The organism is Chitinophaga sp. CC14 (assembly GCF_048957795.1).
GTDB lineage: Bacteria > Bacteroidota > Bacteroidia > Chitinophagales > Chitinophagaceae > Chitinophaga > Chitinophaga ginsengisegetis.
On the sequence record NZ_JARBFY010000003.1, the window covers coordinates 1,764,269 to 1,788,263 of the forward strand.

The 23,995-nt window shown below is 43.0% G+C and carries 22 protein-coding genes; 17 read left to right on the forward strand and 5 right to left on the reverse strand.

The window, feature by feature from the left end; translation table 11 throughout:
• Positions 1–8 precede the first annotated feature (8 nt).
• The 14 genes from PV783_RS17205 to PV783_RS17270 all read left to right on the forward strand — a co-directional run bounded on the left by PV783_RS17205 (position 9) and on the right by PV783_RS17270 (position 14,293).
• The gene (locus PV783_RS17205) at positions 9–1,286 is read left to right on the forward strand and encodes an efflux RND transporter periplasmic adaptor subunit (RefSeq protein WP_420988923.1); all 1,278 of its coding nucleotides are present in this window, start codon (positions 9–11) and stop codon (positions 1,284–1,286) included.
• Positions 1,287–1,303: 17 nt separating this feature from the next.
• On the forward strand, positions 1,304–2,521 hold the full coding sequence (locus PV783_RS17210) for an efflux RND transporter periplasmic adaptor subunit (RefSeq protein WP_420988924.1): 1,218 nt from the start codon (positions 1,304–1,306) through the stop codon (positions 2,519–2,521).
• Positions 2,522–2,567: 46 nt separating this feature from the next.
• Entirely contained in the window at positions 2,568–3,131 is a 564-nt protein-coding gene (locus PV783_RS17215) for a DUF3347 domain-containing protein (RefSeq protein WP_420988925.1), read from the forward strand.
• A gap of 34 nt (positions 3,132–3,165) precedes the next feature.
• Positions 3,166–3,744, forward strand: coding sequence for a DUF2911 domain-containing protein (locus PV783_RS17220; protein WP_420988926.1), 579 nt, complete (start codon positions 3,166–3,168; stop codon positions 3,742–3,744).
• 3 nt (positions 3,745–3,747) lie between these two features.
• Entirely contained in the window at positions 3,748–5,856 is a 2,109-nt protein-coding gene (locus tag PV783_RS17225; protein WP_420988927.1) for a heavy metal translocating P-type ATPase, read from the forward strand.
• A gap of 57 nt (positions 5,857–5,913) precedes the next feature.
• Positions 5,914–6,549, forward strand: a complete 636-nt coding sequence (locus PV783_RS17230) for a DUF3347 domain-containing protein (RefSeq protein ID WP_420988928.1) — start codon at positions 5,914–5,916, stop codon at positions 6,547–6,549.
• Positions 6,550–6,634: 85 nt separating this feature from the next.
• Positions 6,635–7,102, forward strand: a complete 468-nt coding sequence (locus PV783_RS17235; protein ID WP_420988929.1) for a heme-binding domain-containing protein — start codon at positions 6,635–6,637, stop codon at positions 7,100–7,102.
• A 19-nt stretch (positions 7,103–7,121) separates the two neighbouring features.
• A complete protein-coding gene (locus PV783_RS17240) occupies positions 7,122–9,695 on the forward strand; it encodes a multicopper oxidase domain-containing protein (protein WP_420988930.1) in 2,574 nt (857 codons plus the stop codon).
• A 30-nt stretch (positions 9,696–9,725) separates the two neighbouring features.
• Positions 9,726–10,511 carry a hypothetical protein gene (locus tag PV783_RS17245; RefSeq protein WP_420988931.1) on the forward strand — a complete coding sequence of 262 codons (786 nt, stop codon included), beginning with the start codon at positions 9,726–9,728 and terminating at the stop codon, positions 10,509–10,511.
• A gap of 74 nt (positions 10,512–10,585) precedes the next feature.
• Complete coding sequence (locus PV783_RS17250) at positions 10,586–10,984, forward strand: hypothetical protein (RefSeq protein WP_420988932.1); 399 nt, start codon at positions 10,586–10,588, stop codon at positions 10,982–10,984.
• Between the two features lie 247 nt (positions 10,985–11,231).
• Positions 11,232–11,696: a YybH family protein gene (locus tag PV783_RS17255; RefSeq protein WP_420988933.1), complete on the forward strand. Its 465-nt coding sequence runs from the start codon at positions 11,232–11,234 to the stop codon at positions 11,694–11,696.
• A 57-nt stretch (positions 11,697–11,753) separates the two neighbouring features.
• Positions 11,754–12,203, forward strand: a complete 450-nt coding sequence (locus PV783_RS17260; RefSeq protein WP_420988934.1) for a hypothetical protein — start codon at positions 11,754–11,756, stop codon at positions 12,201–12,203.
• A gap of 193 nt (positions 12,204–12,396) precedes the next feature.
• Positions 12,397–13,080, forward strand: coding sequence for a class I SAM-dependent methyltransferase (locus PV783_RS17265; protein WP_420988935.1), 684 nt, complete (start codon positions 12,397–12,399; stop codon positions 13,078–13,080).
• Complete coding sequence (locus PV783_RS17270; RefSeq protein WP_420988936.1) at positions 13,043–14,293, forward strand: hypothetical protein; 1,251 nt, start codon at positions 13,043–13,045, stop codon at positions 14,291–14,293. The genes PV783_RS17265 and PV783_RS17270 overlap by 38 nt, the downstream gene beginning before the upstream one ends.
• 64 nt (positions 14,294–14,357) lie before the next feature.
• Here the strand turns inward: PV783_RS17270 and mobC are convergent, their stop codons facing one another.
• Genes mobC through PV783_RS17285 form a run of 3 tightly spaced genes read right to left on the reverse strand, consistent with a single transcriptional unit; the run spans position 14,358 to position 18,059 of the window.
• The gene (mobC, locus tag PV783_RS17275) at positions 14,358–16,349 is read right to left on the reverse strand and encodes a conjugal transfer protein MobC (protein WP_420988937.1); all 1,992 of its coding nucleotides are present in this window, start codon (positions 16,347–16,349) and stop codon (positions 14,358–14,360) included.
• A 49-nt stretch (positions 16,350–16,398) separates the two neighbouring features.
• Entirely contained in the window at positions 16,399–17,691 is a 1,293-nt protein-coding gene (locus PV783_RS17280) for a relaxase/mobilization nuclease domain-containing protein (protein ID WP_420988938.1), read from the reverse strand.
• On the reverse strand, positions 17,676–18,059 hold the full coding sequence (locus tag PV783_RS17285) for a plasmid mobilization protein (protein WP_420988939.1): 384 nt from the start codon (positions 18,057–18,059) through the stop codon (positions 17,676–17,678). Before PV783_RS17285 ends, PV783_RS17280 begins: the two co-directional genes overlap by 16 nt.
• Before the next feature lie 563 nt (positions 18,060–18,622).
• On the opposite strand from PV783_RS17285, the gene PV783_RS17290 reads away from it, so the two are divergent.
• Complete coding sequence (locus PV783_RS17290; protein ID WP_420988940.1) at positions 18,623–18,979, forward strand: hypothetical protein; 357 nt, start codon at positions 18,623–18,625, stop codon at positions 18,977–18,979.
• A 238-nt stretch (positions 18,980–19,217) separates the two neighbouring features.
• On the opposite strand, the gene PV783_RS17295 is transcribed toward PV783_RS17290, so the two are convergent.
• A complete protein-coding gene (locus PV783_RS17295; protein ID WP_354660478.1) occupies positions 19,218–20,276 on the reverse strand; it encodes a DUF932 domain-containing protein in 1,059 nt (352 codons plus the stop codon).
• A gap of 114 nt (positions 20,277–20,390) precedes the next feature.
• A complete protein-coding gene (locus PV783_RS17300; protein WP_420988941.1) occupies positions 20,391–20,762 on the reverse strand; it encodes a single-stranded DNA-binding protein in 372 nt (123 codons plus the stop codon).
• 664 nt (positions 20,763–21,426) lie between these two features.
• On the opposite strand from PV783_RS17300, the gene PV783_RS17305 reads away from it, so the two are divergent.
• A complete protein-coding gene (locus tag PV783_RS17305; protein WP_420989233.1) occupies positions 21,427–21,735 on the forward strand; it encodes a DUF6660 family protein in 309 nt (102 codons plus the stop codon).
• Positions 21,736–21,822: 87 nt separating this feature from the next.
• Positions 21,823–23,994: a TonB-dependent receptor gene (locus PV783_RS17310; RefSeq protein ID WP_420988942.1), complete on the forward strand. Its 2,172-nt coding sequence runs from the start codon at positions 21,823–21,825 to the stop codon at positions 23,992–23,994.
• Position 23,995: the final 1 nt, after the last annotated feature.

The window sequence follows — 23,995 nt, forward strand, 5'->3', positions numbered from 1 at the left end:
TGTTCGGTATGTCTCTAGTATTATTCGGACTGGCTGCCTGCAAAAGCAAGACAGATAAGAATTCTCATGCCGAACACAAATCCGGACAGCTTTACACCTGCCCCATGCACCCCCAGATAATCCAGGATAAGCCCGGGAAATGTCCTATCTGTGGTATGGACCTGGTATTGAAGGATGCAAATAATGAACTGGTAATGGATAGTACTATTGCCAGGCTCACTAAGCCAGTGAATGCACAGGTCATTGCTACTATTCCGGCTATCAGCCCGGAGAGTGGTACCCGCATCTATGCTTCTGAGGTAAACGGTGTTATCACGTATGACACCCGTAACCAGACCAGCATTTCCAGCAGGGTTGGCGGTCGTGTAGAACGATTGCTGATAAAATATAATTATCAGCCAGTAAGGAAAGGTCAGTTGATCATGGAGGTATATTCTCCCGATCTGGCAGCTGCGCAACGGGAGTTACTATATGTAGCACATAACAGTCAGGACATGCTGGCCGGCGCCAGACAACGGTTACAACTATTGGGTATGCAGCCGGCCCAGATTGACCAGGTATTGAAAACCGGTAATATCCTCTATCGTATTCCCGTTTACAGTAATAGTGACGGTTATATCCTGGAAAAATCATCTGTTAATACTGCTACAGCTCCCTCCGCAATGACACCTTCAGCTTCACCAGCTGCAGGTGATGGTATGGGAGGAATGGGAGCCAGTGCTTCAGGATCAGCCGCCGCCCCTGCTCCGGCATCACCTGCCGCTACGCCTGTACTCCTGCGTGAAGGACAGTATGTAAGCGCCGGACAGTCACTTTTCACTATCTATCAGGCTAAAGCTCTGGTTGCTGAATTTGCGTTCCCTTCTCAACTTGCAGCAAGGATCAAACTTGGTCAGCAATTATTATTCTTCCCCACCAGTGACGACAATGCCATGCAATCAGGTAACATAGGACTGATAGAGCCTGTGTTCCGCGAGGGGGTGAACTTTACACTGGCAAGGGTATACCTGAAAGACAATAACTTCCAGGTAGGACAATTGCTGTATGCCAATGTTCCTGTGGTTTATACTGAAGGTTGGTGGTTGCCTAAAAAAGCGGTATGGCGCCTGGGTAATAAATCTATTGTATTCAGAAAGGAAAAGGATGTATACGTTCCTGTTGTAGTAGAAACAGGCATAGTGGCTAAAGATATGATACAGGTAAATACGAATATCGGAGACTGGAAGGTTGCTTCCAATGCTTCTTACCTGGTGGATAGCGAGAGCTTCATTAAAACCAATAATTAAAATGCAACAATAGCAATATGGAAAGGAAAAGTTTTTTAAGAGCAGTTGCGTTTGTTTCGCTGGCGCCCGTAGTATTACTGGCAGCCTGTAAGGATGCGGGTAAAAAACAAGTTGCGGATGAAAAGAAACAAACTTATACCTGCCCGATGCACCCGCAAATAGTGCAGGATAAACCCGGTACCTGCCCCATATGCGGTATGGACCTGGTGCCATTCGATAAAAACAATAAAGAAACTTCCCTCACACTGGGAGAAAGCCAGATAGCATTGGCCAACATTACCACTATGGTAGTGGGTACTGGTGCACTATCTAATTTCAAACAGCTGAATGGCCGGTTGGTAACTGATCCTGAAAGGTCAGCTGTTATTTCCAGCCGGGTACCGGGCCGGATAGAGGTGATGTATATAAAAGAAACAGGGGTGAAAGTAAATAAAGGTCAGCCGTTGTACAAAATATATTCTGAACAACTGGCTTCCCTTCAACAGGAATATCTGCTGGCAGTGGCACAGGTAAAGCAGTTCCCCGATGATGCTCGTTTTCAGCAGATCGAAAAAGCTGCCCGGCAAAAGCTGACATTGTATGATCAGTCAGATATTGAAATTAACCGGTTAGTACAATCTCAAAAAGTGAATCCTTATGTTACATATCCTGCAACTGTTAGCGGTGTGGTATCAGAACTTACCGCTTCTGAAGGGCAATATGTAGCAGAAGGCGGTGCCGTTATGCGTCTGGAGGGCTATAACCAGCTCTGGGTTGAAGCCGATTTATATCCCGCAGAAGCATCTGCTATCCGCGTAGGACAATCGGTAAAAGTGATTGTTTCCGGATGGGAAAATGAGCCGCAGACAATGACGGTGCAATTTATCAATCCGGCATTACAAAGCGGTAGCCAGTTAATGCAGGTGCGTGGAAGTATTCCGAATCCAGATAACCGCTGGCAGCCTGGTCTACAGGCCAACATACTATTACCTGTTAAAAGCAAGGGCGATGTATTAAGTCTGCCGGTGGATGCAGTAATCAGGGATGGCAAAGGCTCTCATGTATGGGTTGAAAAAGGCCGGGGAAAATTTGAACCTCGTATGGTAAAAACCGGCATGGAAAATTTTGATGTAGTAGAAATAACAGATGGTTTGCAGGCCGGCGATACAGTGGTGGTAACCGGAGCTTATCTGTTGTATTCTGAATACATCCTTAAAAAAGGAGCTGACCCAATGGCCGGTATGCCTGGAATGTAATATCAAAAAAATTAAATCTAAACCATTTCATAAAAATCCAAAACCAATGAAACAATTCATGAAAGTAGCCGTAGCTCCGGCATTGGCGTTGATCTTCCTCGCAGCATGTGGGAATGGCAAAGTAAACAAAGATGGTAAGGCTGTCGATTCTATTAGTCAGGAACAGCCTGCAGCTACAGAGCAAAGCGTTGCTGCAGTACCGGGTGTCCAGCTGAAAGATGATAAGCTGAATGCGGTATATGAGCATTATGCGCATCTGACAGCAGCATTAGTAAAAGGAGATGCAAAAGAGGCTCGCCTTGCAGGTAATGCAATTGCAACAGGCGCAAAAGAAATACCAGGGGGTGAGGCTATCGGCTTAAATGCGTCCAAAATTACTGCTACAGCCGATTTAGAGGCTCAACGGGTGGCATTTTCAGCATTAAGTAATGATTTCATCTCTCTGGCTAAAAAATCAGGGATGAACAATGGTCAGTTATATGTTGATTTCTGTCCGATGGCAATGAATGATAAAGGAGCTTACTGGATCAGTGGTGATAAAGCTATACAGAATCCATATTTCGGAGAAAAGATGATGACCTGCGGCGAAGTAAAAGAAACCATTCAATAAGACTGAGTATAATCTGGTAATTTAAAATCATTGCATGTTTAATTTGAAAAATATCGTTGGTATTACTTTCCTGTCACTATTGCTTTTAGGCAGTTTTTATGTAAAAGCACAAACGGGAGGAGAAGTATGCTACAATCCTAATCTGGTAAAGGATACGAGCAAACGTAGCATTAAATCTATTGCAACAGGCTTAATAGGGAATGATTCTGTAAAGATCAACTATCATTCTCCCGGTGTCAGGGGCCGGATTATATGGGGTGGCCTGGTTCCCTACGATGAAGTATGGGTAACGGGCGCTCATGATGCCACGACACTTGAAATAGGCAAACCGTTTATTGTAGCCGGCAAAATTATACCAGCCGGTAAATATGCTCTTTTTACTATTCCGGGCAAAAAAGAATGGACTGTTATCATTAATTCAAAATGGGAACAGCATCTGGCTACTGAATATGATGAAAAAGATGATGTGGTGAGATTAAAGGTGAAGCCTCAGCAGCACGCTGCTACAGAAAGATTACAATACTTTATTGAGCCAGGTAAAGGTAGTTCCGGAAAGATTGCTGTGGCCTGGGAAAAAATACGCATTGAATTTCCTGTCACCCTAAAAAATTAAAGTATGGAAAACCAGCACCATCACCATGAAGACCACAATCACAAGCATGATACACAGCCTGTCCCAAACAGTATGCCTACTTCTCATGACCATGCCGGTCATGATCATGCGGCTATGAATATGTCTGGATCGGGGCATCAAAAAGCACATGATACTACAGGCGGACACGATGAACATGCCGGGCATCATACAGAAGGCTTCCTGAAGCGGTTCTGGTTATGCCTTGTCGTTACTGTTCCGGTATTGCTCTTATCGCATATGATCCAACAATGGCTGGGCTTTGAATTAACATTTCCCGGGGATAAATATGTACTGCTTGTGTTGAGCAGTTTTATTTATTTCTATGGCGGTTGGCCCTTCCTCGTTGGGCTGGTGAGAGAATTGAAATGGAAGAATCCTGGTATGATGACGTTGGTGGCAGTTGCCATTTCTACTGCCTATATCTATAGTGTAGCGGTCGTATTCGGTTTGCGTGGGATGGACTTCTTCTGGGAGCTGGCAACTTTAATAGATATTATGCTGTTGGGACACTGGCTGGAAATGAAATCCCAGATGGCAGCTTCCCGCGCGTTGGAATCACTGGTTGCCTTAATGCCGGCTGTTGTACATGTGGAGCGCAATGGACAGGTAACTGATATTCCTTTACAGGATTTGCAGAATAATGATGTAGTCCTGGTGAAACCTGGTGAAAAGATCCCAGCTGATGGCTTAATCCTGGAAGGATCTTCGGATATCAATGAAAGTATGCTTACCGGTGAAAGTGTACCGGTGAAAAAAGGGAAGGATGAAAAAGTGATCGGTGGAGCTGTAAATGGTGATGGAGCGCTGAAAGTACAGGTAACCGGTGCGGGACAGGATAGTTATCTGAACAAAGTAATAAATATGGTACAATCTGCGCAGGGCACTAAATCCAATACGCAGAACCTTGCAAATCAGGTAGCTAAATGGCTCACCATTGTTTCTATCAGTGTAGGGGTGATTACTTTCATTGTGTGGCTATCAGCCGGTAAAGAACTGTCCTTTGCCCTGGAAAGAATGGTTACGGTAATGGTTACATCCTGCCCTCATGCACTGGGCGTAGCTATTCCTTTAGTGGTAGCCATATCTACAACCTTATCTGCGGTGCATGGGTTGCTTATCCGTAATCGGACTGCCTTTGAGAATGCCCGAAAACTTACCACCATTATTTTTGATAAAACGGGAACGCTCACAAAAGGGTCTCACGAAGTACAACAGGTTATTCCGCTGACAGACCAGTATAATGCAGATGAGATATTGCAATACGCCGCCGCTTTACAGCAAAATTCAGAACACCATATTGCGCATGGTATCATGAAAAAACTGAAGGAAAAGAACCTGGTATTGTGGAATTCCGCTGATTTTAAATATATGCAGGGTATTGGAGTTAGTGGTAATGTAAACGGGAAGGCAGTAGTTGCGGCCGGCCCTAATTACTTCAAACAGGAAAATAAATCTATACCGGCGATTCCCGCGGAAATAGACCAGTCAACTGATACCGTAAATTTCGTACTAATAGATAATACACCTGTTGGCATCATCACGCTGGCTGACAGTATCAGGGAAACCGCCGCAGAAGCGATTGCCCAGCTGAAAGCGATGAACATAAAATCATTCTTGCTGACAGGAGATAATGAGCAGGTAGCGGCAGCTGTAGCGAAAAAACTCAACATGGATGGATATCTCGCTAATGTATTGCCACATGAAAAACAAAGCAAGGTGAAGGAATTTCAGGACAGAGGTGAAATCGTTGCCATGACAGGCGATGGTGTCAACGATGCTCCCGCATTGGCTATGGCTGATGTGGGTATTGCCATTGGCTCTGGTACCGATGTGGCAGCAGAAACGGCAGATATCATCCTGGTTAACAGTGACCCGAAAGATGTGGTGCAGATGATTTCTTTTGGAAAGGCCACCTATCGTAAAATGGTTCAGAACCTAATTTGGGCAGTTGGATATAACGTAATTGCCATACCGCTGGCAGCAGGTGTACTGTTTCCGAAATTCATGCTCAGTCCTGCTATGGGAGCGGTCCTGATGAGCCTTAGTACTATTATAGTTGCAATAAATGCAAAACTGTTGAGAGTAAAATAAAGTATTTACTTATAAGAAAATTAAGCACTGATTTATTTGAACACTAAAAACACAAAAATGAAAACAATCATCATCGGCTCTTTAGTTGTTGCCGCCGTTACTTTTGCTGCTTGTAATAACAGCAGTACTAATTCTCATGAAGGGCATAACCATGATACAGCCGCCACGGCTGGTGAAGCCATGAAACAGGAAACAACGCCGACAGATAATTCCGTTGCAGCAGTGAAGCCTCAGTTCACCAACCTGGATGCTAAAGTGGCCGCATCTTTGAAACCTGTTTTCGATCATTATTTGCATGTTAAAAATGGTTTGGCAGCTGATAATTCGGCAGAAGCAGCCAGCGGAAGTAAAGCAATGTCAGATGCGCTGGGAAAAGTAGATAAAGCCGCTATGACACCAGAGCAGCAGAAAGTATACAGTGAAAATGAAGATGATCTGAAAGAGCATGCTGAGCATATCGGAAAAAACGAAGGTAATATTGAACATCAGCGGGAACATTTTGCCCAGATGAGCGAGGACATATATGCACTGGCAAAGGCATTCGGTGGCGGACAGGCACTCTATCACGATTATTGCCCGATGTACAATGATAATAAAGGCGCATTGTGGCTGAGTGAAATAAAAGACGTAAAGAACCCTTACCTGGGAGGTAAAATGCCAACCTGCGGATCTGTTAAAGAAGTAATTCAATAACTGATGCCGTTACTTCCCGCAAAGGATTATTTATCGTTTGCGGGAAGTTTCCTGAATCTCCATCATATAGTACCAAATTTTCTTTATGCGAAAATTCAGAATCATTTTACTTTTTGCATTGATCATTTTTTTACTGATGCAGTTTTTCCGCCCTGCAAAAAATCAAAACAACATCCAGGATTCCCCGGATGCCATTACCCATTTATATACTGTCCCGGCGGATGTGCAAACCATATTGAAAAATGCTTGTTATGATTGTCATAGTAATAATACCCGTTACCCCTGGTATGTTAATATTCAACCGGTAGGATGGCTTATGGCTGGCCATATCAAAAACGGAAAAAAGGAGCTGAATTTTGATGAATATGGTACTTATTCATCAAAAAGACAACGGAATAAACTCAAAAGGATGAAAGAACAGGTTAGTGAAGGGAAAATGCCGCTCGGCTCCTATACACTGATCCACGAAGATGCAAGATTGACTACCGATCAAAAAAATCTTATTTCAAACTGGATTGACAGCACACTGAATGTGAAAGAGATAACAAATTAACCGTAAAACTACAAATCATATGAAGCACTTATCATTATTGATGATAGTTTTGTTGCCTCTTACAATCTTTGCCCAGCAACATGGCAATCATGTGCCCGCCGGGCATGATATGCCAGGTATGAAAATGACGCCAGCCAATGGTAAAGGAATAGTAGAATATGATTTGTATATAAATGACACTATTGTTAATTTCTCCGGCAATAAAAGCAGGCATGCTATGGCTATTAATGGTCAGATACCTGCGCCTACGTTATATTTTACGGAAGGTGATACTGCGGTAATCCGTGTGCATAACCTGATGCACCATGAAACCTCTCTTCACTGGCACGGACTGTTACTGCCGAACAAAGAAGATGGTGTTCCTTATCTTACTACCGCCCCTGTACTCCCCGGCACCACCTACACTTTTACATTCCCTTTAAAGCAAAGTGGTACCTATTGGTATCATTCCCATACCATGCTTCAGGAGCAGATAGGTATCTATGGACCCATTGTGATACAACCCCGTCAAAAGATATTTGATGCCGATAAAGATGTAGTATTACTGTTTTCTGATTGGACAAATGAAAAACCTGGTGAGGTTTTAAAAACTTTAAGAAGAAATGATCCGGCCAACGAATGGTATGCTATAAAGAAAAAGTATCCACAGAGCCTCGATAAACTAATACAGCATCATTCCTGGGGAGAGCGCGTAAAATCCAGTTTCAAACGGATGCCCCCTATGGATATGTCTGATGTATACTACGATAAATTCTTGTTCGCTGGCAACCCCCGTCTTGATCTATCTAAGTATAAACCCGGCGAGAAACTCCGGCTACGGATTATCAATGGCTCATCTTCCTCTTATTTTTACCTCCAATATGCCGGCGGGAAAATGGAACTGATCTCAGCAGATGGTACTGATGTGCAGCCTGTAAAGATCGACAGGATATTAATAGGGGTTGCTGAAACGTATGATTTTATGATAACGGTTCCTTCTTCTGGCACCTATGAATTACGCGCCACTTCTCAGGACGTAGCCGGCTATGCGTCGGCGTTTATCGGCAAGGGAGATACTACTTATGCTCCGGCCATTCCCAGACCTAATGTATGGAAAATGGACACCATGATGATGGATATGTCTGTAAACTTTCCTGGAAAGATGGGACATAACATGAAGGGAATGAAGATGGATAATATGGATCATGGCAATATGGACATGGAGGATATGAAAATGGATAAAGATTCCTCAAAGATGAATATGGAGGATATGCCTGGTATGGATATGGGAAAGAAGAATATGGATACTGCTATGCAGATGGATATGTTACCGGATACTATACCCGGCAAGAAAATGAAGAAGGCACCAGCACATGACATGAAAAATATGCGCCATGACGATATGAAGATGGATAAGGACATGAATCATATGAAAGGCATGAAACACGTTAAGGATACGGGCCACACAAAAAAGATGAAGATGGATGACATGCCTGGTATGAAAAAAGATAAAGAGAAAAAGGATACTTCCAGGTCAATGGATATGGATAGTATGCCTGGAATGAATATGCAGCCTGACACCAGTCAGGATATGGATCATATGGCACATTCAATGCAGGGAGCAGATAAAAGTGGTTTTGTAATGTTTAATTACGATATGCTGAAAGCAAGAAACAAAACATCCTTTGATAAAAATAGACCCGTTAGGAAAGTGAATCTGCAGCTTACCGGAAATATGTACCGTTATGTATGGTCTATCAATAATAAGATGCTTTCAGAAGCAGATAAGATCCTGATTAAAAAAGGGGAAGTAGTACAGTTTATCATTGAAAATACCACCATGATGAACCATCCTATGCACCTTCATGGGCACTTTTTCAGAGTATTAAATAAAAATGGTGACTTTTCACCTTTCAAGCATACGCTGGATATGCCGCCTATGAGTACTATCACTATTGAATTTGCCGCTGATGAAGATAAAGATTGGTTTTTCCATTGCCACATCCTGTATCATATGATGAGTGGAATGTCGCGTATTGTTCATTATGAAGGAAGTGCGCGTGATACGGCTTTAGCTCCTTTTCCCCTTAAAAAACTGCTGAATGAGGAAAAGATGTGGTTCCTCTATGGTAGTGTAGCTGCAAAGAGCCACATGAGCGAGTTACAGGCAAATTATATCAATGCTCGCAATGCTGTCCGTGCAGAGGTGAATGCTAATTACAACGGCCAGTATGAGGCAAACCTTAGTTACGAAAGATATATCGGTGATTGGTTTAGGCCCTATATCGGCTTTAGTACCGTTCGACAGAAATATTATAATGTATTCACCGGCAAGCAGACTTTTGAACAGGACTTTGATCTGCCGGTGCTGGGTGTGCGTTATACACTTCCCTTCTTTATTGATGCAGACTTGCGTGTTAATGCCAAAGGCCGGGTAAGATTGGAGCTGGATGGTGAACAGTGGCTACTGCCAAGAATGTTCTTTAACTGGCGCATCAATACTGATCAGGAATATCATCTTGACCTTGAATATCTGCTTGCAAAGAAAGTATCTCTGTCCGGCGGCTATGATTCGAGGTATAAATGGGGCGGCGGTTTATTGGTTCGTTTTTAATCACTTCAATTTTCATATTTTCTGATTTCAATGGCAAAAAGTAAGCATTATTACATCCGTAAATCACATCGTTATCTGGGTCTTATCCTGGGCATTCAGTTTCTACTCTGGACTGTAGGCGGCCTGTATTTCAGCTGGAGCAACATGGACGAGGTACATGGTGATTTTCAGAAGAAACCGGAATCACTACTGTCAGCTAGTCTTCAACTCATAAGCCCTACAGTGGCTTTGGACAACGTGCATAAGACAGTAGGGATAGATTCGATGTCTTCTCTCCAGTTAATACAGATCCTGGGAAAGCCATATTACCAGATCAGAAGCATGCAAGCTGTAAGCAAAGGCATTGCACACGAGCATTCCGGCCACCAACAGGTATATCTTATTGACGCGACCACCGGCCAGATACGGCCTGCCCTTTCTCAGCAGGAAGCGGTAGATGTGGCTAAGATGCGATTTAATGGCAATCCCAAGGTGTCCTCGGTGGAATATTTAACGGCAACCAACGGGCACCATGAATACCGGGAAAGCGCTTTGCCGGCATATGCAATAACCTTTGAACATCCTACTGCCACAACAGTATATGTAGCAACAGAACTGGGAACAGTGCAGAAATTCCGTAATAACAAATGGCGCATCTTTGATTTTCTGTGGATGTTGCACACAATGGACTACCAATCCAGGGATAATATTGGTAACATTTTGTTGCGGGCCTTTTCGATTTTTGGCCTGGTAACCGTAATGTCTGGTTTTATGCTTTATGCTGTAAGTGCCCGCTGGTTAAAACGTGGCAAGAAACGGGTAGTCGTAAGAAGTTGAAAACTGCATATTATTAAATGAAAATATCCAGATCCATACAGATCAGAGCATTTTTACTACTATTCGTATTCTCCATGAATACGTTGGTGGGCTTTGCATGTACTATGGAATCAGGGATTGTTGGAACCAACCATCATGAGAATGAAGATAACCATTCTCATGATGGAGGGCACCTTCATGGTAATAAAACGGATCATCAGCATTTCTCATTAACACAATCTGCTGGTAATAACAATGATAAAGAGAAGTGCTGTAATGACAATGTATTAAAGTTTGAACGGATTGATAAAACTGTTCAAAACATAATAAAGGAAAGACTTGAAGGCCCTGCAACATTTTTATGTTTGCCGTTATATCGCTTTCTTCTAACTATTTCTACAATCTCTCCTTCATTCAGGCAATATCCCCTTGCAAAGTGGGCACCTCCGCCTAATCAAGACATACGTGTGTCTATCCAGTCCTTTCAGATTTGATTAGTATAACAAATTAGGTAACGGTTTATCTGTTGAATATCGGGTGCGATTTACGCAGCCAGTATTCCCGTATTTGTTACAGTAAATATTAATGCTACCTGGTTGATAGTTCTTCAGCAGCAATGGTGGACATCTACTGTTAACATTTCCGACCTGATTCACTCCTGATAGTTTCCAAAATACGTATGTATTGTATCCAATGGTATTGGTTTATGTAGCAAAATCATTATCTATCAAAAGATAAAAAATGAAGATCAAATTTATAATATCTGCCTTCCCCTTTCTGATACTATTATTCATGTGTAGTCCTGCAGTAGCGCAATCACATGAAAAAATGACCATTCAAAATATATTGAACCGGTATCGGTTGGCAATAGAAAAAATAGACACTACCGATGTATTACTTCTTTTTCAAAAGGATGCAAAAGTTTATGAACAAGGGAGTAATGAGGGTGATATCGCACATTATCTTACTAATCATCTGGTCCCGGAATTAAAAATGTTTAAATCCATCAGATTTACAGGTGTGACGCAAGACGTTTTGGTAAACGGTATTTATGCCTTTGTAACCGAAGTCTATCTATATACAATTGAGCTAAAAGAAGGCAAAACCGTAAAAAGCAGCGGTGTTAATACTGTTTTGTTGCGCCATACAGTGACGGGTTGGAAAATTACTCATATGCACACCTCTTTTCGTAAAATCAAGTCATAACCAACAATAGGATGAAGTATTTGAAATATCATTATTCAATTTAAAAAACAAACCAAAATGAAAACTTTAAAAAAGAACACAATTGCTTTATTGCTTACGACTTTTCTATTTCTGGGGTTGTCACAGGTACATGCCCAGCAAAAGCAGAATGAATCCAGTCATGCTAATTCTAAAGGTCCACACGGCGGCAAAGTAGAGAAGGCTGGAACATTTTATGCAGAAGCACTAATAAAGGAAGGTAAAGCTATGTTTTACCTGCTTGACGGAAAAGCCAATACTTTGCCGAATTCCGGAGTTACAGGATCTGTAATGTTGATGTTTCCGGATGGATCAATGAAAACGATTACGCTAATACCAGAGGGCAGTGAGGGGTTTGTTGTCAATGAACCGAAAGCGGTGACCTACACCCAGGCTGTCGTAGCATTTAAAATGAACAGCAAAACAGTTACCGCCAAATTTAATGCAGTGTCCAGTGCTGCTGATGAGCATTCCGGCCATCGCCATTAGTTAAAATCCTGGGTCATGGTAAGTTTTGGTTATGATCGGATGATATCTGACTTCAGATATAATAGTTAATCATGGCCCAGGTCTATTGTCAATATGTATGATCTTTTAGAACGACTTACGCCGTATGTTGATAGCCATATAATTTAATTGACAGTTTCCTTTAAAAAAATTCACTATTATTAAATATCCACTAATGAATAATAAATATACTCCAGCTCTCCACTTTAGCTGGCTTACCCGATTCTATGATTTTCTGCTGCGGGCTACCTTTCCTGAAAAAAGAATAAAAACGGCGTTAATTATCCAATGCGCATTTAGGGAGAATGAGCATGTATTGGATTTTGGAACCGGCACAGCCACCCTTCCTATGATGATTAAGCGCCGCTATCCATCACTAACAGTCACTGGTATTGATGTTGATAAAAACATTCTTGAAATTGCAGCACGAAAGATCCGGATTGAAAGGGAGCTGAATATTGAACTGATAAATTACAATGGATTCAAAATTCCTTTTCCGGATAACCTTGTGGACAAGGTGGCATCCTCACTGGTATTTCATCACTTATCTACCCAACATAAGCGGTTGGCACTTAAAGAAATTTATCGGATATTGAAACCTGGAGGGGAATTGCATATAGCAGATTTTGGTAAACCCGGTAACTTTTTCGCCTCCTTGTCCTTTGGTATTTTCAGGAGATTTGACGGGGAGCAAAACACCAGGATAAATGTATTAGGATTGTTACCATTTATGATTGAATCGGCAGGGTTTACAAATGTGGAAGAAAAAGAGTATTTTAATACTCTTTTTGGTACAATAAGGTTAATCAGAGCTGTTAAAAATGAACAATTCCCTTACCCCAGTTATCCAGCAGTATAAAGCAGATAAGGAATCTGTCTATAATACATGGTTTATTAATAATGAAGACCGGCTGAAAGCCTTCCGCTCCATTCGCAGAGGTGTTCGCCAGGTAGTGGACGATATAAAGAACAAACAATTTCCCAATGATTTTAAAGGATCGTCATTGGAATTTGTCTTGACCTGTATTACAGAGCAAAAGCAGGTATTTGAAGGTGCTTCCCATCCCTTTTACTGGAAACCCAAGTTACGTATACCAGATATTTATGAGAATGAATCCAATAAACAGTCCTTCGGGCAGTTTTTAGAAAACTGCCTCAATGCCAAAACTGAGGACCAGCTCATAAAAGAAATCCTCAAACTGGATGGTCTGAAAATTAAAGGATTAGGCCCTGCTGTGGCAAGTATCCTGTATTTTTTGCATCCGACCATAATCCCGCCATTCAATACCGCTATCATTAATGGGTTTAATTCCCTGTTCAAGGATAAAAAGAAGCTCGGCAGCTGGAGCGAATACCTCAAGCTCAGAGAAGTGTTGATAGATGCAAACAATCAACATCGTTCACTTTTATCATCTGATCTTGGCGCCATCGCGGGACTGTTATTTGAGGTTGGTGCTCAGAAGCTGGTGCTGGGTGGTGATCAATACCTGTCTGAGGAAGAGCGCAAGAAACTGGAGAAGATGATTGAGAAAAGACGGGAGGAGGTAGAGAAAGAGAAGTATGAAGAGGATCTTCATACCGAAATGCAATACCACTTGCTGAAAATTGGAAGTACGCTGGGGTATGATGTAATTGCCGCTTCCAATGACCGGTCCAGATCACATTGCGGAAATAGCTTTTCTTTTCTGAGCATTTCTCAGTTTCCTGAAATAAACCTGGATAAAGAAACTCTGAACACAGTAAAATTGATAGATGTACTTTGGTTTCAAAAAGGAACCAGCAACGTTATTGCCGCTTTTGAAGTAGAAAAAAGCACCAGTATTTATTCAGGTATACTACGGCTAACTGATTTAAGTTATACCATTGCAGATGGTGATGAGGTATTTTATCTGATCGTTCCGGATAAACGGGAGAAGGATGTTGTGCTTCAGTTGTCCCGCCCCGCAATCAGGCAGAATAACGTGGTGATAAAGTATATCATGTTCTCTGACCTCCGGCAACATTGTGATGCTCTTTGCAAGTTTGGTGACAGCCATCATATTATGGAGAAAATAGCAAGAACAATTTCCTGACATCGGGAAACCTTCTTGTTGGAGTAGAATTATTTTTTAAAGGTTATTGGTATGTTCGTTATAATTATGTTTTTATCTTCCCCACAATCAGATGCGCCTTTGCCGGATCACTCATTATACTACTAATCTCAGCATTTACTATATCATCAATATCGTCTTTGATCTGTAGAAAGTTTTTCTGCACGATACCATTTTCCAGACTGCGTACTACCGGTAGATCTTTATAACCTTTCCGTTCGCGGTCGGCGGCTTTGGCATCCTTCGTTACTTTATTGTGAAAAATCTTCTGCTTTATTTCCTGTCCGGGATTGTCAGATACAATCCCTACGAATTCACCGGCAGAGAGGTTGCTGATAACACTGGCAGGAATTGCCATGTCCAGCTGCTGGGAATGATTGATGGAGGTATCAGAGCTATTAATGGTAGTGCTGGAACGATCCTGCATGATTTTACCTACCCTTTCACTCATTTGCCGTGCAGTGTCTCCGGAAGCCTGACCGCAGATAATATTACCACAGAGATTCATTAGCACGTCCGCCATTTCACGGGAGTAGTCCTTTTTTACCTGGTCCAGATTCTGGATTACTACGGTAGTGGCTATGAGGTTGGATCTCCCAGTCCCGATCAGGGCATCAATACCCTGTACGGTAAGGGTGGGAAATTCCTCGAAATTCACGCCACACTTCATTTTTCCCTTTTTATTGATTTGTTTTATGAGGCGATTGATGTATAAAGAAAGTACGGCACCGTAAGTGGCCTGCTTCTGGGGATTATTACCCATACACAAAATTTGCGGGGCAGATGGGTTATTGATATCCAGACTAAAATCATTGCCGGAAAGCACGAAGTATAGCTCTGGACTGGATAATCTCGCCATAGCAATTTTTGCTGCGGCTATCTGTCCTTCCAATTGCTCCATTACACCCGCTTCCAGTGCGGATATAAATGGAGAAATTAAAATTTCAAGCTCAGGTTCACACCGGATCATGGTGAATAGCTTACTATATTCAACCTGGAGCAGTTCAATTACGTGGGGAAGTGTGCAATACTCTCCATTGCGGTATTTGCGTAAATACCAGATCACCGCTGTCAACAGAATTATTGGAGATTCCACGAAAAAATCCCCATTGCGCAAGATCCAGCTACGGTTAAGGCCATAAAGAATGGTACGGGCAGATTCAGCGGCATCTGTTATATCTGTCATCGTAGAAGGTTCGAGGGGATTGCACCTTCCCGTTCTTGTTGGATCTTCCGGGATTATCGCATTAAACTTAACCGGTACTTTATATCTATGGCGATACTTTAGATAATGGTTGTATGCAATGGTAGTAAGATCTGGATACTTCCAATCATATATAAATTGACAATAGCCTTTCTCTATCTGTTGTTTAATGACTTCCTCTAAAATGTACCAGGTCTTACCGCTTCCGGGTTGGCCGACCAAAAGCAGCCCCCGTGCTGGATTTATAAGATTAATATAGCTTCTCCGGACCTTGTTTTTTAATTGGTAGGTAGCTGGTATGTTAATGGAGTATTCATTTGTCAGCAGGCGTTCTTCCTGGGGAAATGTTTGGCTTTTCTTGTTGAAAATATCATCGCGGTCAATTTTCAACTTAATTATTCTGGAAAGTAGTGTGCCGCCAGTGAGAATTAATATATAGCCGGATCCGGTACCGGCAATGTAGATGCAGACACGAACCTGCAGATCGGTTGGAAACAACAGCGCAAAATAACTGATGAAGTATAGTACCAATCCGGCTATTACATAGAAGCAGACAGTACTGAACTTTACCGTTTCATCCTTCCGGCCTTGGGCGCCGAGCAGGGTGATTCCTAAAAATCCCAGCGCAATCAATTTTGATTTCAGGAAATAAGAGAACAAACCTGTTTTAGCGATGTTCTCCAGGAGCCGGTCTGTGATAGCCGACGTTAATTGCCAGCTGTGAAACGCAGCATAACAATAAAAATAAAAGTGCATGACTAAAACAGTCAGGCTGATTAACCTGGTAAGGTCCAGGATCTTGCGAAGACCCTGTTCATTTTCTCCTGTACGCATAACTCACTTCCTCCACTCTTTCTCAGCATATGCGCTGGTTTACATATCACTAATCAATGGACGGGCGTTTCCGTCTCTTCTTCTTTTTGTTCGGTTCTGGTCCCTGAAAGGAATTTTCCGGTCCGATAAGCTGTTCAATCATTTTTCCGCTGGCAGTTGGCAGTGTCAACATGTTGTCGTCTGAAAGCTGTGCTTTCTGTAAATCAGGTGAATCTATCCGGACCGGGTTTGCAGGCAGTAATGAAGTTTCCTGACGCTGGCTTGTTCGTATGGTATTTTGAGGTTCATTCGCTTTTTTACTCAATGCTGCGGCGCTATAGCCTTTGCCCAGGGAACTGCCGTTATATACTGTCTTTTTGATATGATCAACGAAGGTGACGCCATACAGCCTGCCATGCTCATTTATCCTACGCACGGAAGAAACTCCCTGCTTCTCCAGCGACCGGAATAGATCAGATAAGGAGCCGCCATCATGTTGATGGAAATGCCAGTCTATCAGCGCCTTTATTCGCATTTCATCTTCCGGCTTTTTCAGGCTGGCATTTTCCAGAAATTTATTTTCCAGATAACCTAACGTGGGCTTGAGATAAATGGAGCTTGCCTTGATAGGTACGCCCGCCTTCTTCCCATTTACATCCAGTGCGCGGTAATACAGGCCCTTGTTACGAAATACCCGTGAGTTATCTTTACAGGGATCAGCATAGACGTTACTCAATTGAAGAATAGCATTCAGTTCAGGAAGTGAGCCATATTTATAGGTATTCACCACATTAGCCAGCACATTGGAGATGCGACGTTTCGTTTCACTTTTCCCGTATATAACATTTCCCAGGTTTAGCACTGGAAGGAAACGCTGCTGTTCCTCCGGATGGTCGGCTGCTCTTGCCAGTCCATAGTCTGCCTCAATATTCTTCCTGGCCGGATCAGATTTATCCCTGCCGATGTTGTGAGTAGGTATCCGTCTGCCAGTTTCATTAATCAGGTTGGTAACAATGTGGATGTGCGGCAGCGCTGTATCTGAATGCCGGTATAAGAGATAAGGTTGATTTCCCATACCAATTCTATTCATATAGTCGGTACCGATAGTCTTCATCAGGTCATCATTTAATTTATCAGAGGGATGGAAATTCAGGATGATATGCACGGCATTCTTGGTGGTCACTGTATTGAGTTCATTCAAATCAGTGAATCGCTTCATCTTATCATAGAAGCTGAGATGTTCCTTCTCCTGCAAAAAGTTGCCGGCATGGAGCAGCGCAGCTGTTCCTGCCTTTACCTTCTGTTCATTATAATTCAGCATTTTTCCAATATTGGCCGTGGGCTTACCTATTTCTGCATACATAGGCTATGAATTTTTTCAAGCTGGTATAACATGTCCCGTGTGAAGTCAACCAGTTGTTGCTGACGCTGGTCGTTAGATAAAATCCAGCTAAGCATTTCTGGTATATCCTTCATGGTGTGCAACTTTTTTACTGCCTGGTTATAGTTATTACCGATGGCGGCCATCTCGTTTTTTATTGCAATGAGGGCTGACAATATTTCATCTGCAGACTGATTGCGATACTTCACTACTACCGGTTTCTTTAACAATACCTGTCTGGCATACTGGCTCAGATTACGGCAGGTCGTCTGCTGATATTGATTATATATGATATCATATTCCGCAGGTTTTGTGCGGATGCTTATCCATTTCTTGGGTGTCTTTTCCATATAAAAAAGTCTTTAGTCTTAAAAAATCCGGCGAGTTCCGAGCAGGATTACCACTATACCCTGGCGACCTTGGAGGCAGGGCGAGATCCCGTTGTGCAACAACGGTACATCTCGCCGGGTGCGGGTACCGGCACCCTGATCTGTCTTCGGCAAGTATTGGAAGTCTTTCGGTGTAGCTGCTGGTTGTCTGGAGAAATATTGCAACAGCATGTCTGGAGGATGGTATCGAATAGCTTTGCCACTATTGGAAAAAAAATGCCGGATGGAGCATAGAAAGCAGTGGCAGAAAATATGTAAATGAATATGTGGGGTGGCTATTCTTTTAAAATGAAGCACTGAAATATTGGCAGTAAAGCAGCTTTTCCATCTTCTTATTTTTCTCACGAATATGTCTTTACTGATTATCATACATCATCACTTTTAACTTTCACAAATCAGAATATATCCCTGCAAAACTAATGTTGCACAGCATTCTAGCGATCACCTGTATCAATTCTATACAGCTATGATATAGTAGTTTATATTATTTTTACCTTCATATTGTTCAACTAAAACAAAATGTGATGAGTGGAAATGTGCAGACCTTTAATGAGGCCATCGCTGCCGGGTACGAACCCAGGAGCTACCTTTATGATACGGCCCATCTTCCTACAGGCATTGTTCACGCCTTTCTTGATTTTAAAATATGGACGAAGAGCGGTGCAGGGATTACCTGTTTCTTTCGTGATGAAAAAACGGCGCGGAAATTCCGCCTAACTGTTTTCAGGAGAAAGGATAATGAGCAGTATATATTAGATGATGGGAAAATTGATTTCAGGGTGTGTCCTTTAAATATCCTATACCAGCTGACTTCCGATAAAAACACCAATGGCAATATCGTATTACGTCAGGCTGATATAATTCATACTGGCAATGGGTAACGTATAAGTAATGAGCTATAGGCTTCAAGGGATAATAGTGGTTTTCGTAGTTTTCAGTTATAGATGTGTTCCGGGCATTCCTGCCCGGATTTTTATTGAACAGCGAAGTCCGTATTGATCTTTATCAGATATCCACAACGGCCTGTCCCGTAGGGCAGGCCGTTTTTTGGCGGCAAAAAGACACCAATCCTGGAAGTGATAAAGATATAGCGGGGAGAATAACTCCCCGCTATATGCCTTAGTTAAAAATCAATCCTGCAGACCCTTTGCTGGCGAATGATTCGCAGAGGTTAAAGGCGCTTTGCGTCCGCAACTGCGCGGTACCGTTCATGATGGAATTTAGTTTTACTTCCTGCGTCTTATAGCTGCGTACATTCTGAAAGTAGCCGCTAACGGCATTATAAGCACCAAAGAGAGTGCCGCGTGTGGTATCTGTTTGCTGGGTGCTGTCACTCATGGCGTAATCGTAAACATTATCCACGATGTTAGTAAAGGCAGTGGACAGTTCATCTACTTTACCGGATTGTATGTTTTGCAATACTTCTTTATTAGGCACCATAGCCAGCTGAATAAGTTTTTTTACTTCCGGGTCTGTAATACGCACTTTGGACCAACGGTTAAAAACTTCTTCCATCTGCACAGACAGGGTGTTAGCAAGGCCCATTACTTTATGCGCCTGTGCCAGCCGGTCCTTTGCATTTACAGTATGCCGTATTTTGATGCTGTTGGAATGGTTACGCATGGCTGCATTCAGTGTATTGTTACATACAATGCGGATAGGTGTAAATGCGGCGGTAATACTTCCCATACCGTTATGGCTGGTAGTTAAGAAAAGATATTGTTCTATCAGGTCATCATTACCCACTTTAATATAATTTGGCAGTTTGGCCGTTATAAATATACGTTCGCCCTGACCCAGCGCCCCGGCAGTTTCGTAAAAAATACCGTCACCGCCTACAATGGAATCAAAGAAGGTAAAGGCGTCCGTGTTCTGTACTACCTGGTAATCCTTTCCCACTACCCCTAACACGGCTTGTGTGTCGGTGCGAAGGGTGGCGTAATAGTTGGGTACCTCAATTTCATTATGAATTAATTCCTCTTGTTCGTTGACTTGTCCATTGTCTAATGTAAACAAGCGGCGTTTTTCTACAGTATAATCCAGTCCGGCAAATTGGATTGCTTCCGCGCTGGTAGGATAACTTTCTACAATCTGGCCTAATCCATGCCATGCCTTTTGCTGTACAGAAAAGAAACTATGTTTACCGGTTTGTTCGTTGAAGAAAATATTATGTGCCATAAAGTACCCCTGTTTTGATTTGTAGGCCGCAGCAGGGGAAGCTGTGGTAAAGATTATTATAAAATGATTTGGGAAAAGGGTATCCACCCGGACACCGGGCGGATACCTGGGAGTTTAAAAGGGCAGATCATCTGCCGGCGCAGTAGCACCAGCCACGACCGGCGCGGCTGCCGGACTACTTTTTACCGGATAAATCTTTATCTTATTTACATGCAGGGTAATTTTGGCCCGTGGTTCCCCTGCTACGGAGTAGGCATTTATACCTATTCTGCCGTCTACCTGTACCAGCGTTCCCTTTTTTAAGAGGTCGGCAACTTTGGTACTGATCCAGTACGCGCAGGATATATAAGTAGTCAGTTTCTTTGTTTCTGCGCTACCTTTCGTGCGGTAATAGTCGTTAACTGCAATACTAAAATTTACTACCTGTTTGTTTCCTGCAACCGTTGCTATAATTGCATCTGCGGTTAATCTTCCAATGATTTCCATGATTTGAAAATTTAAAGGTGAAATAATGGTGCTTGGTTAGTCGCCTAAAAGTGTTAGCTGTTCCGGGTTTACGCGGTTGGCGTAATTAGTATGGCTGTGTTTTTTAACGAGAAACCAAACGGTGATATCTTCATTTAAGAGAATAGCCCATGCGGAGAAGAGAGCTTTAGACCTTGTTACATGGCGTTGGCGCTGAATTCGCCATGATAGCCGCATAACACGGGAAAAAAAGTGATGTGTCATAGTCGCTAAATTTTACGGTTAGAAAATCTGTAATGCTCGGCACCCTGCCTTGCATTCACCCATAGCGACCAGCCAGTGGGCCGTGAAGGAAGGAGGAAGTTTGAGGAAAAAAAATACGACTGCGACCATTGATAGATCATCATGCACGTAGTGGAGATTTTTTTTGCTCAACCGCAGGCCAACCGCAGCGCAGCGGAGGTGCAGACTTTCGTATGAGCTGAGCGGCACCCTAATTTTCGGAGGGAAGAATAAGAAAGTATCCCTTTCTTCAAAAAGGGGTAATAGGGAGATTGCAGATGAACGGAGCGTCGCAACGGAGGTCCGTAAGCGTGACTAATGTTGACAAAATAATATTTATAGAAAAAATAATACGATTGGATGTAAATTGGCGATCCGTATATTTGCATCCATGAAATGGCTGATGATCATATTTTCCTTGTACGTGCTGACACTTTCAGCTATTCCGTGCTGCGGAGATGATTATTGCTGTGAGGATGAGCAGGCCTTTGTGGGTGAAGGCAAACACAGTGATCATGACAACCATAACAAACCGGAGTTACCCTGCAGTCCATTTTTTTCCTGCAATACCTGTCATGGTGCAGTGGTGCCGGAGATAGACCGGGCTGCTTTCAATGAGGTTTCCGCTCCCAGGAGTATATATGCGGATTATATAGAAAAGTCCCTCCCTGAATTTTCCGCTGCCATCTGGCAACCCCCTCAGTTATTCTAAAGTGCTTATTATATAATAGTACATCATGTGGTGGGCCTGCAAGAAGTAGGCGAATCATACATTATTCCTTTTTACATACACAGACGAATGATCAAGATACTCAGCAGTATACTTCTGCTGTGCTTTGCCCAGGTGTGCCTGGCGCAGAACACTTTCACAGCAGTTATAAAAGATGCAGATTCAAAAGAACCATTAATTGGGGCCACTGCCGTACTGGCTGGGACCAGCAAGGGCGCTAAAGCGGATGATAAAGGACAGGTAACCATAACCGGCATTCCTAATGGCAAACATGCCATCACCATCAGTTTTGTGGGATACCAGGAACGGACCGATACTTTTTCGTTCCCATTAACCGGAGAGATCCCGGTAATTTCCCTGGAACATGCCGGGGAAGAGATGGAAGAAGTCGTTATATCGTCCACCCGTAGTAACCGCAGCATCCGGGATATACCTACCCGTGTTGAGTTTATAGCTGGGGAAGAGCTGGAAGAGAAGGGCAACATGAAGCCAGGAGATATCCGGATGATGCTGAACGAAAGTACCGGTATCCAGACCCAGCAGGTATCCGCTACTTCGGCTAATTCCAGTATCCGTATCCAGGGATTGGATGGCCGCTATACCCAAATACTCAAAGATGGATTTCCATTATACGCCGGTTTTTCCGGTGGCCTGGGTCTGCTGCAGACGCCGCCATTGGATTTAAAGCAGGTGGAAGTCATAAAAGGCTCGGCGTCTACCCTGTATGGCGGCGGTGCCATTGCCGGCCTGGTAAACCTGATATCCAAAGTACCCACAGAAGAACGGGAGCTGCGTTTTCTGGTAAATGGTACCTCCGCCGGCGGGCTGGATATCAATGGCTTTTACGGACAGCGGTTTGATAAGGTGGGCCTGACTGTCTTTGCCTCCCGGAACAGTAATAGCGCCTATGACCCGTCCAATACGGGCTTTACCGCTATCCCCAAGTTTGAGCGGTATGTGATCAACCCAAAGCTGTTCGTGTATTTCAGCCCGAAAACCAAGATGAACCTGGGCGTGAACTTTATTACGGAAGACAGAACTGGCGGAGATATTCTTTATATAAAAGGTAGAGGGGACAGTACGCACAGCTACTATGAGAAAAATAAAAGTAACCGCTTTTCTACACAGTTTTCCTTTGATCATGAGTTCAGTGAGGGAAATATGCTAACCGTAAAAAACTCTGTGAATAGCTTTAAACGGAAGATATCTGTTCCTGATTATGTGTTTGATGGGCAGCAGTGGTCCTCCTATACGGAGGCGACCTACAGCCGCCAGCGGGAGAACATGGATTGGGTAGCCGGTATCAATGTTTATACGGATAATTTCAAGGAACAGCAGACCGATACTATTCCCAGGCGGAATTATGACCAGAATACGCTGGGCGCTTTTGTGCAGAATACCTGGAAGGCCAATAACTGGCTGCAGTTGGAGACGGGCCTGCGGGGAGACTATGTGATTGACTACGGTCTGGTGCTGTTACCCCGCCTTTCGGCATTATTTAAGATCTCACCAACGCTGTCTTCCCGGCTGGGCGGTGGCTTGGGTTATAAAACGCCGACCATCTTTACGGAAGAAACAGAACGCATACAGTACAAATCCGTTCTGCCTATCAGCCCGGATGCCAATAAGCTGGAACGCTCATACGGTGTCAATTTTGATCTGAACTATAAAACATCATTGTTTGATGATAAGGTTAGTTTCAGCGTTAACCAGCTTTTCTTTTATACCCGCATCAATGATCCTTTATTACTGAACAGTACAGCGGGGAATTTATACAGGCTGGAAAATGTTAACGGATTCATCGATACCAAAGGTTGGGAAACGAATGTTAAATTTGGTTATGGTGATTTTAAACTGTTCATCGGCTATACATTTACGGATGCACAGCTGAATGATAACGGGATAAAGAAGGCAAACCCGCTCACTGCCAAACACCGGCTGAACAACGTGCTGATGTATGAGATGGAAGAAAAGTGGAAGATTGGCCTGGAAGCATACTATTACAGTAAACAGGCACTTAGCGATGGTACTACAGGTAAGCCTTACTGGATATGTGGGTTTATGGCGGAACGTTTGTGGGAGCGGTTTTCGCTGTTCGTAAACTTTGAAAATTTCATGGATACCAGACAAACCCGTTTTGACAGTATATACACCGGAACGGTTACACGCCCTGTTTTCAGAGACATTTATGCCCCATTAGATGGCTTTGTAGTAAATGGTGGGTTGAAATTAAAATTGTAGG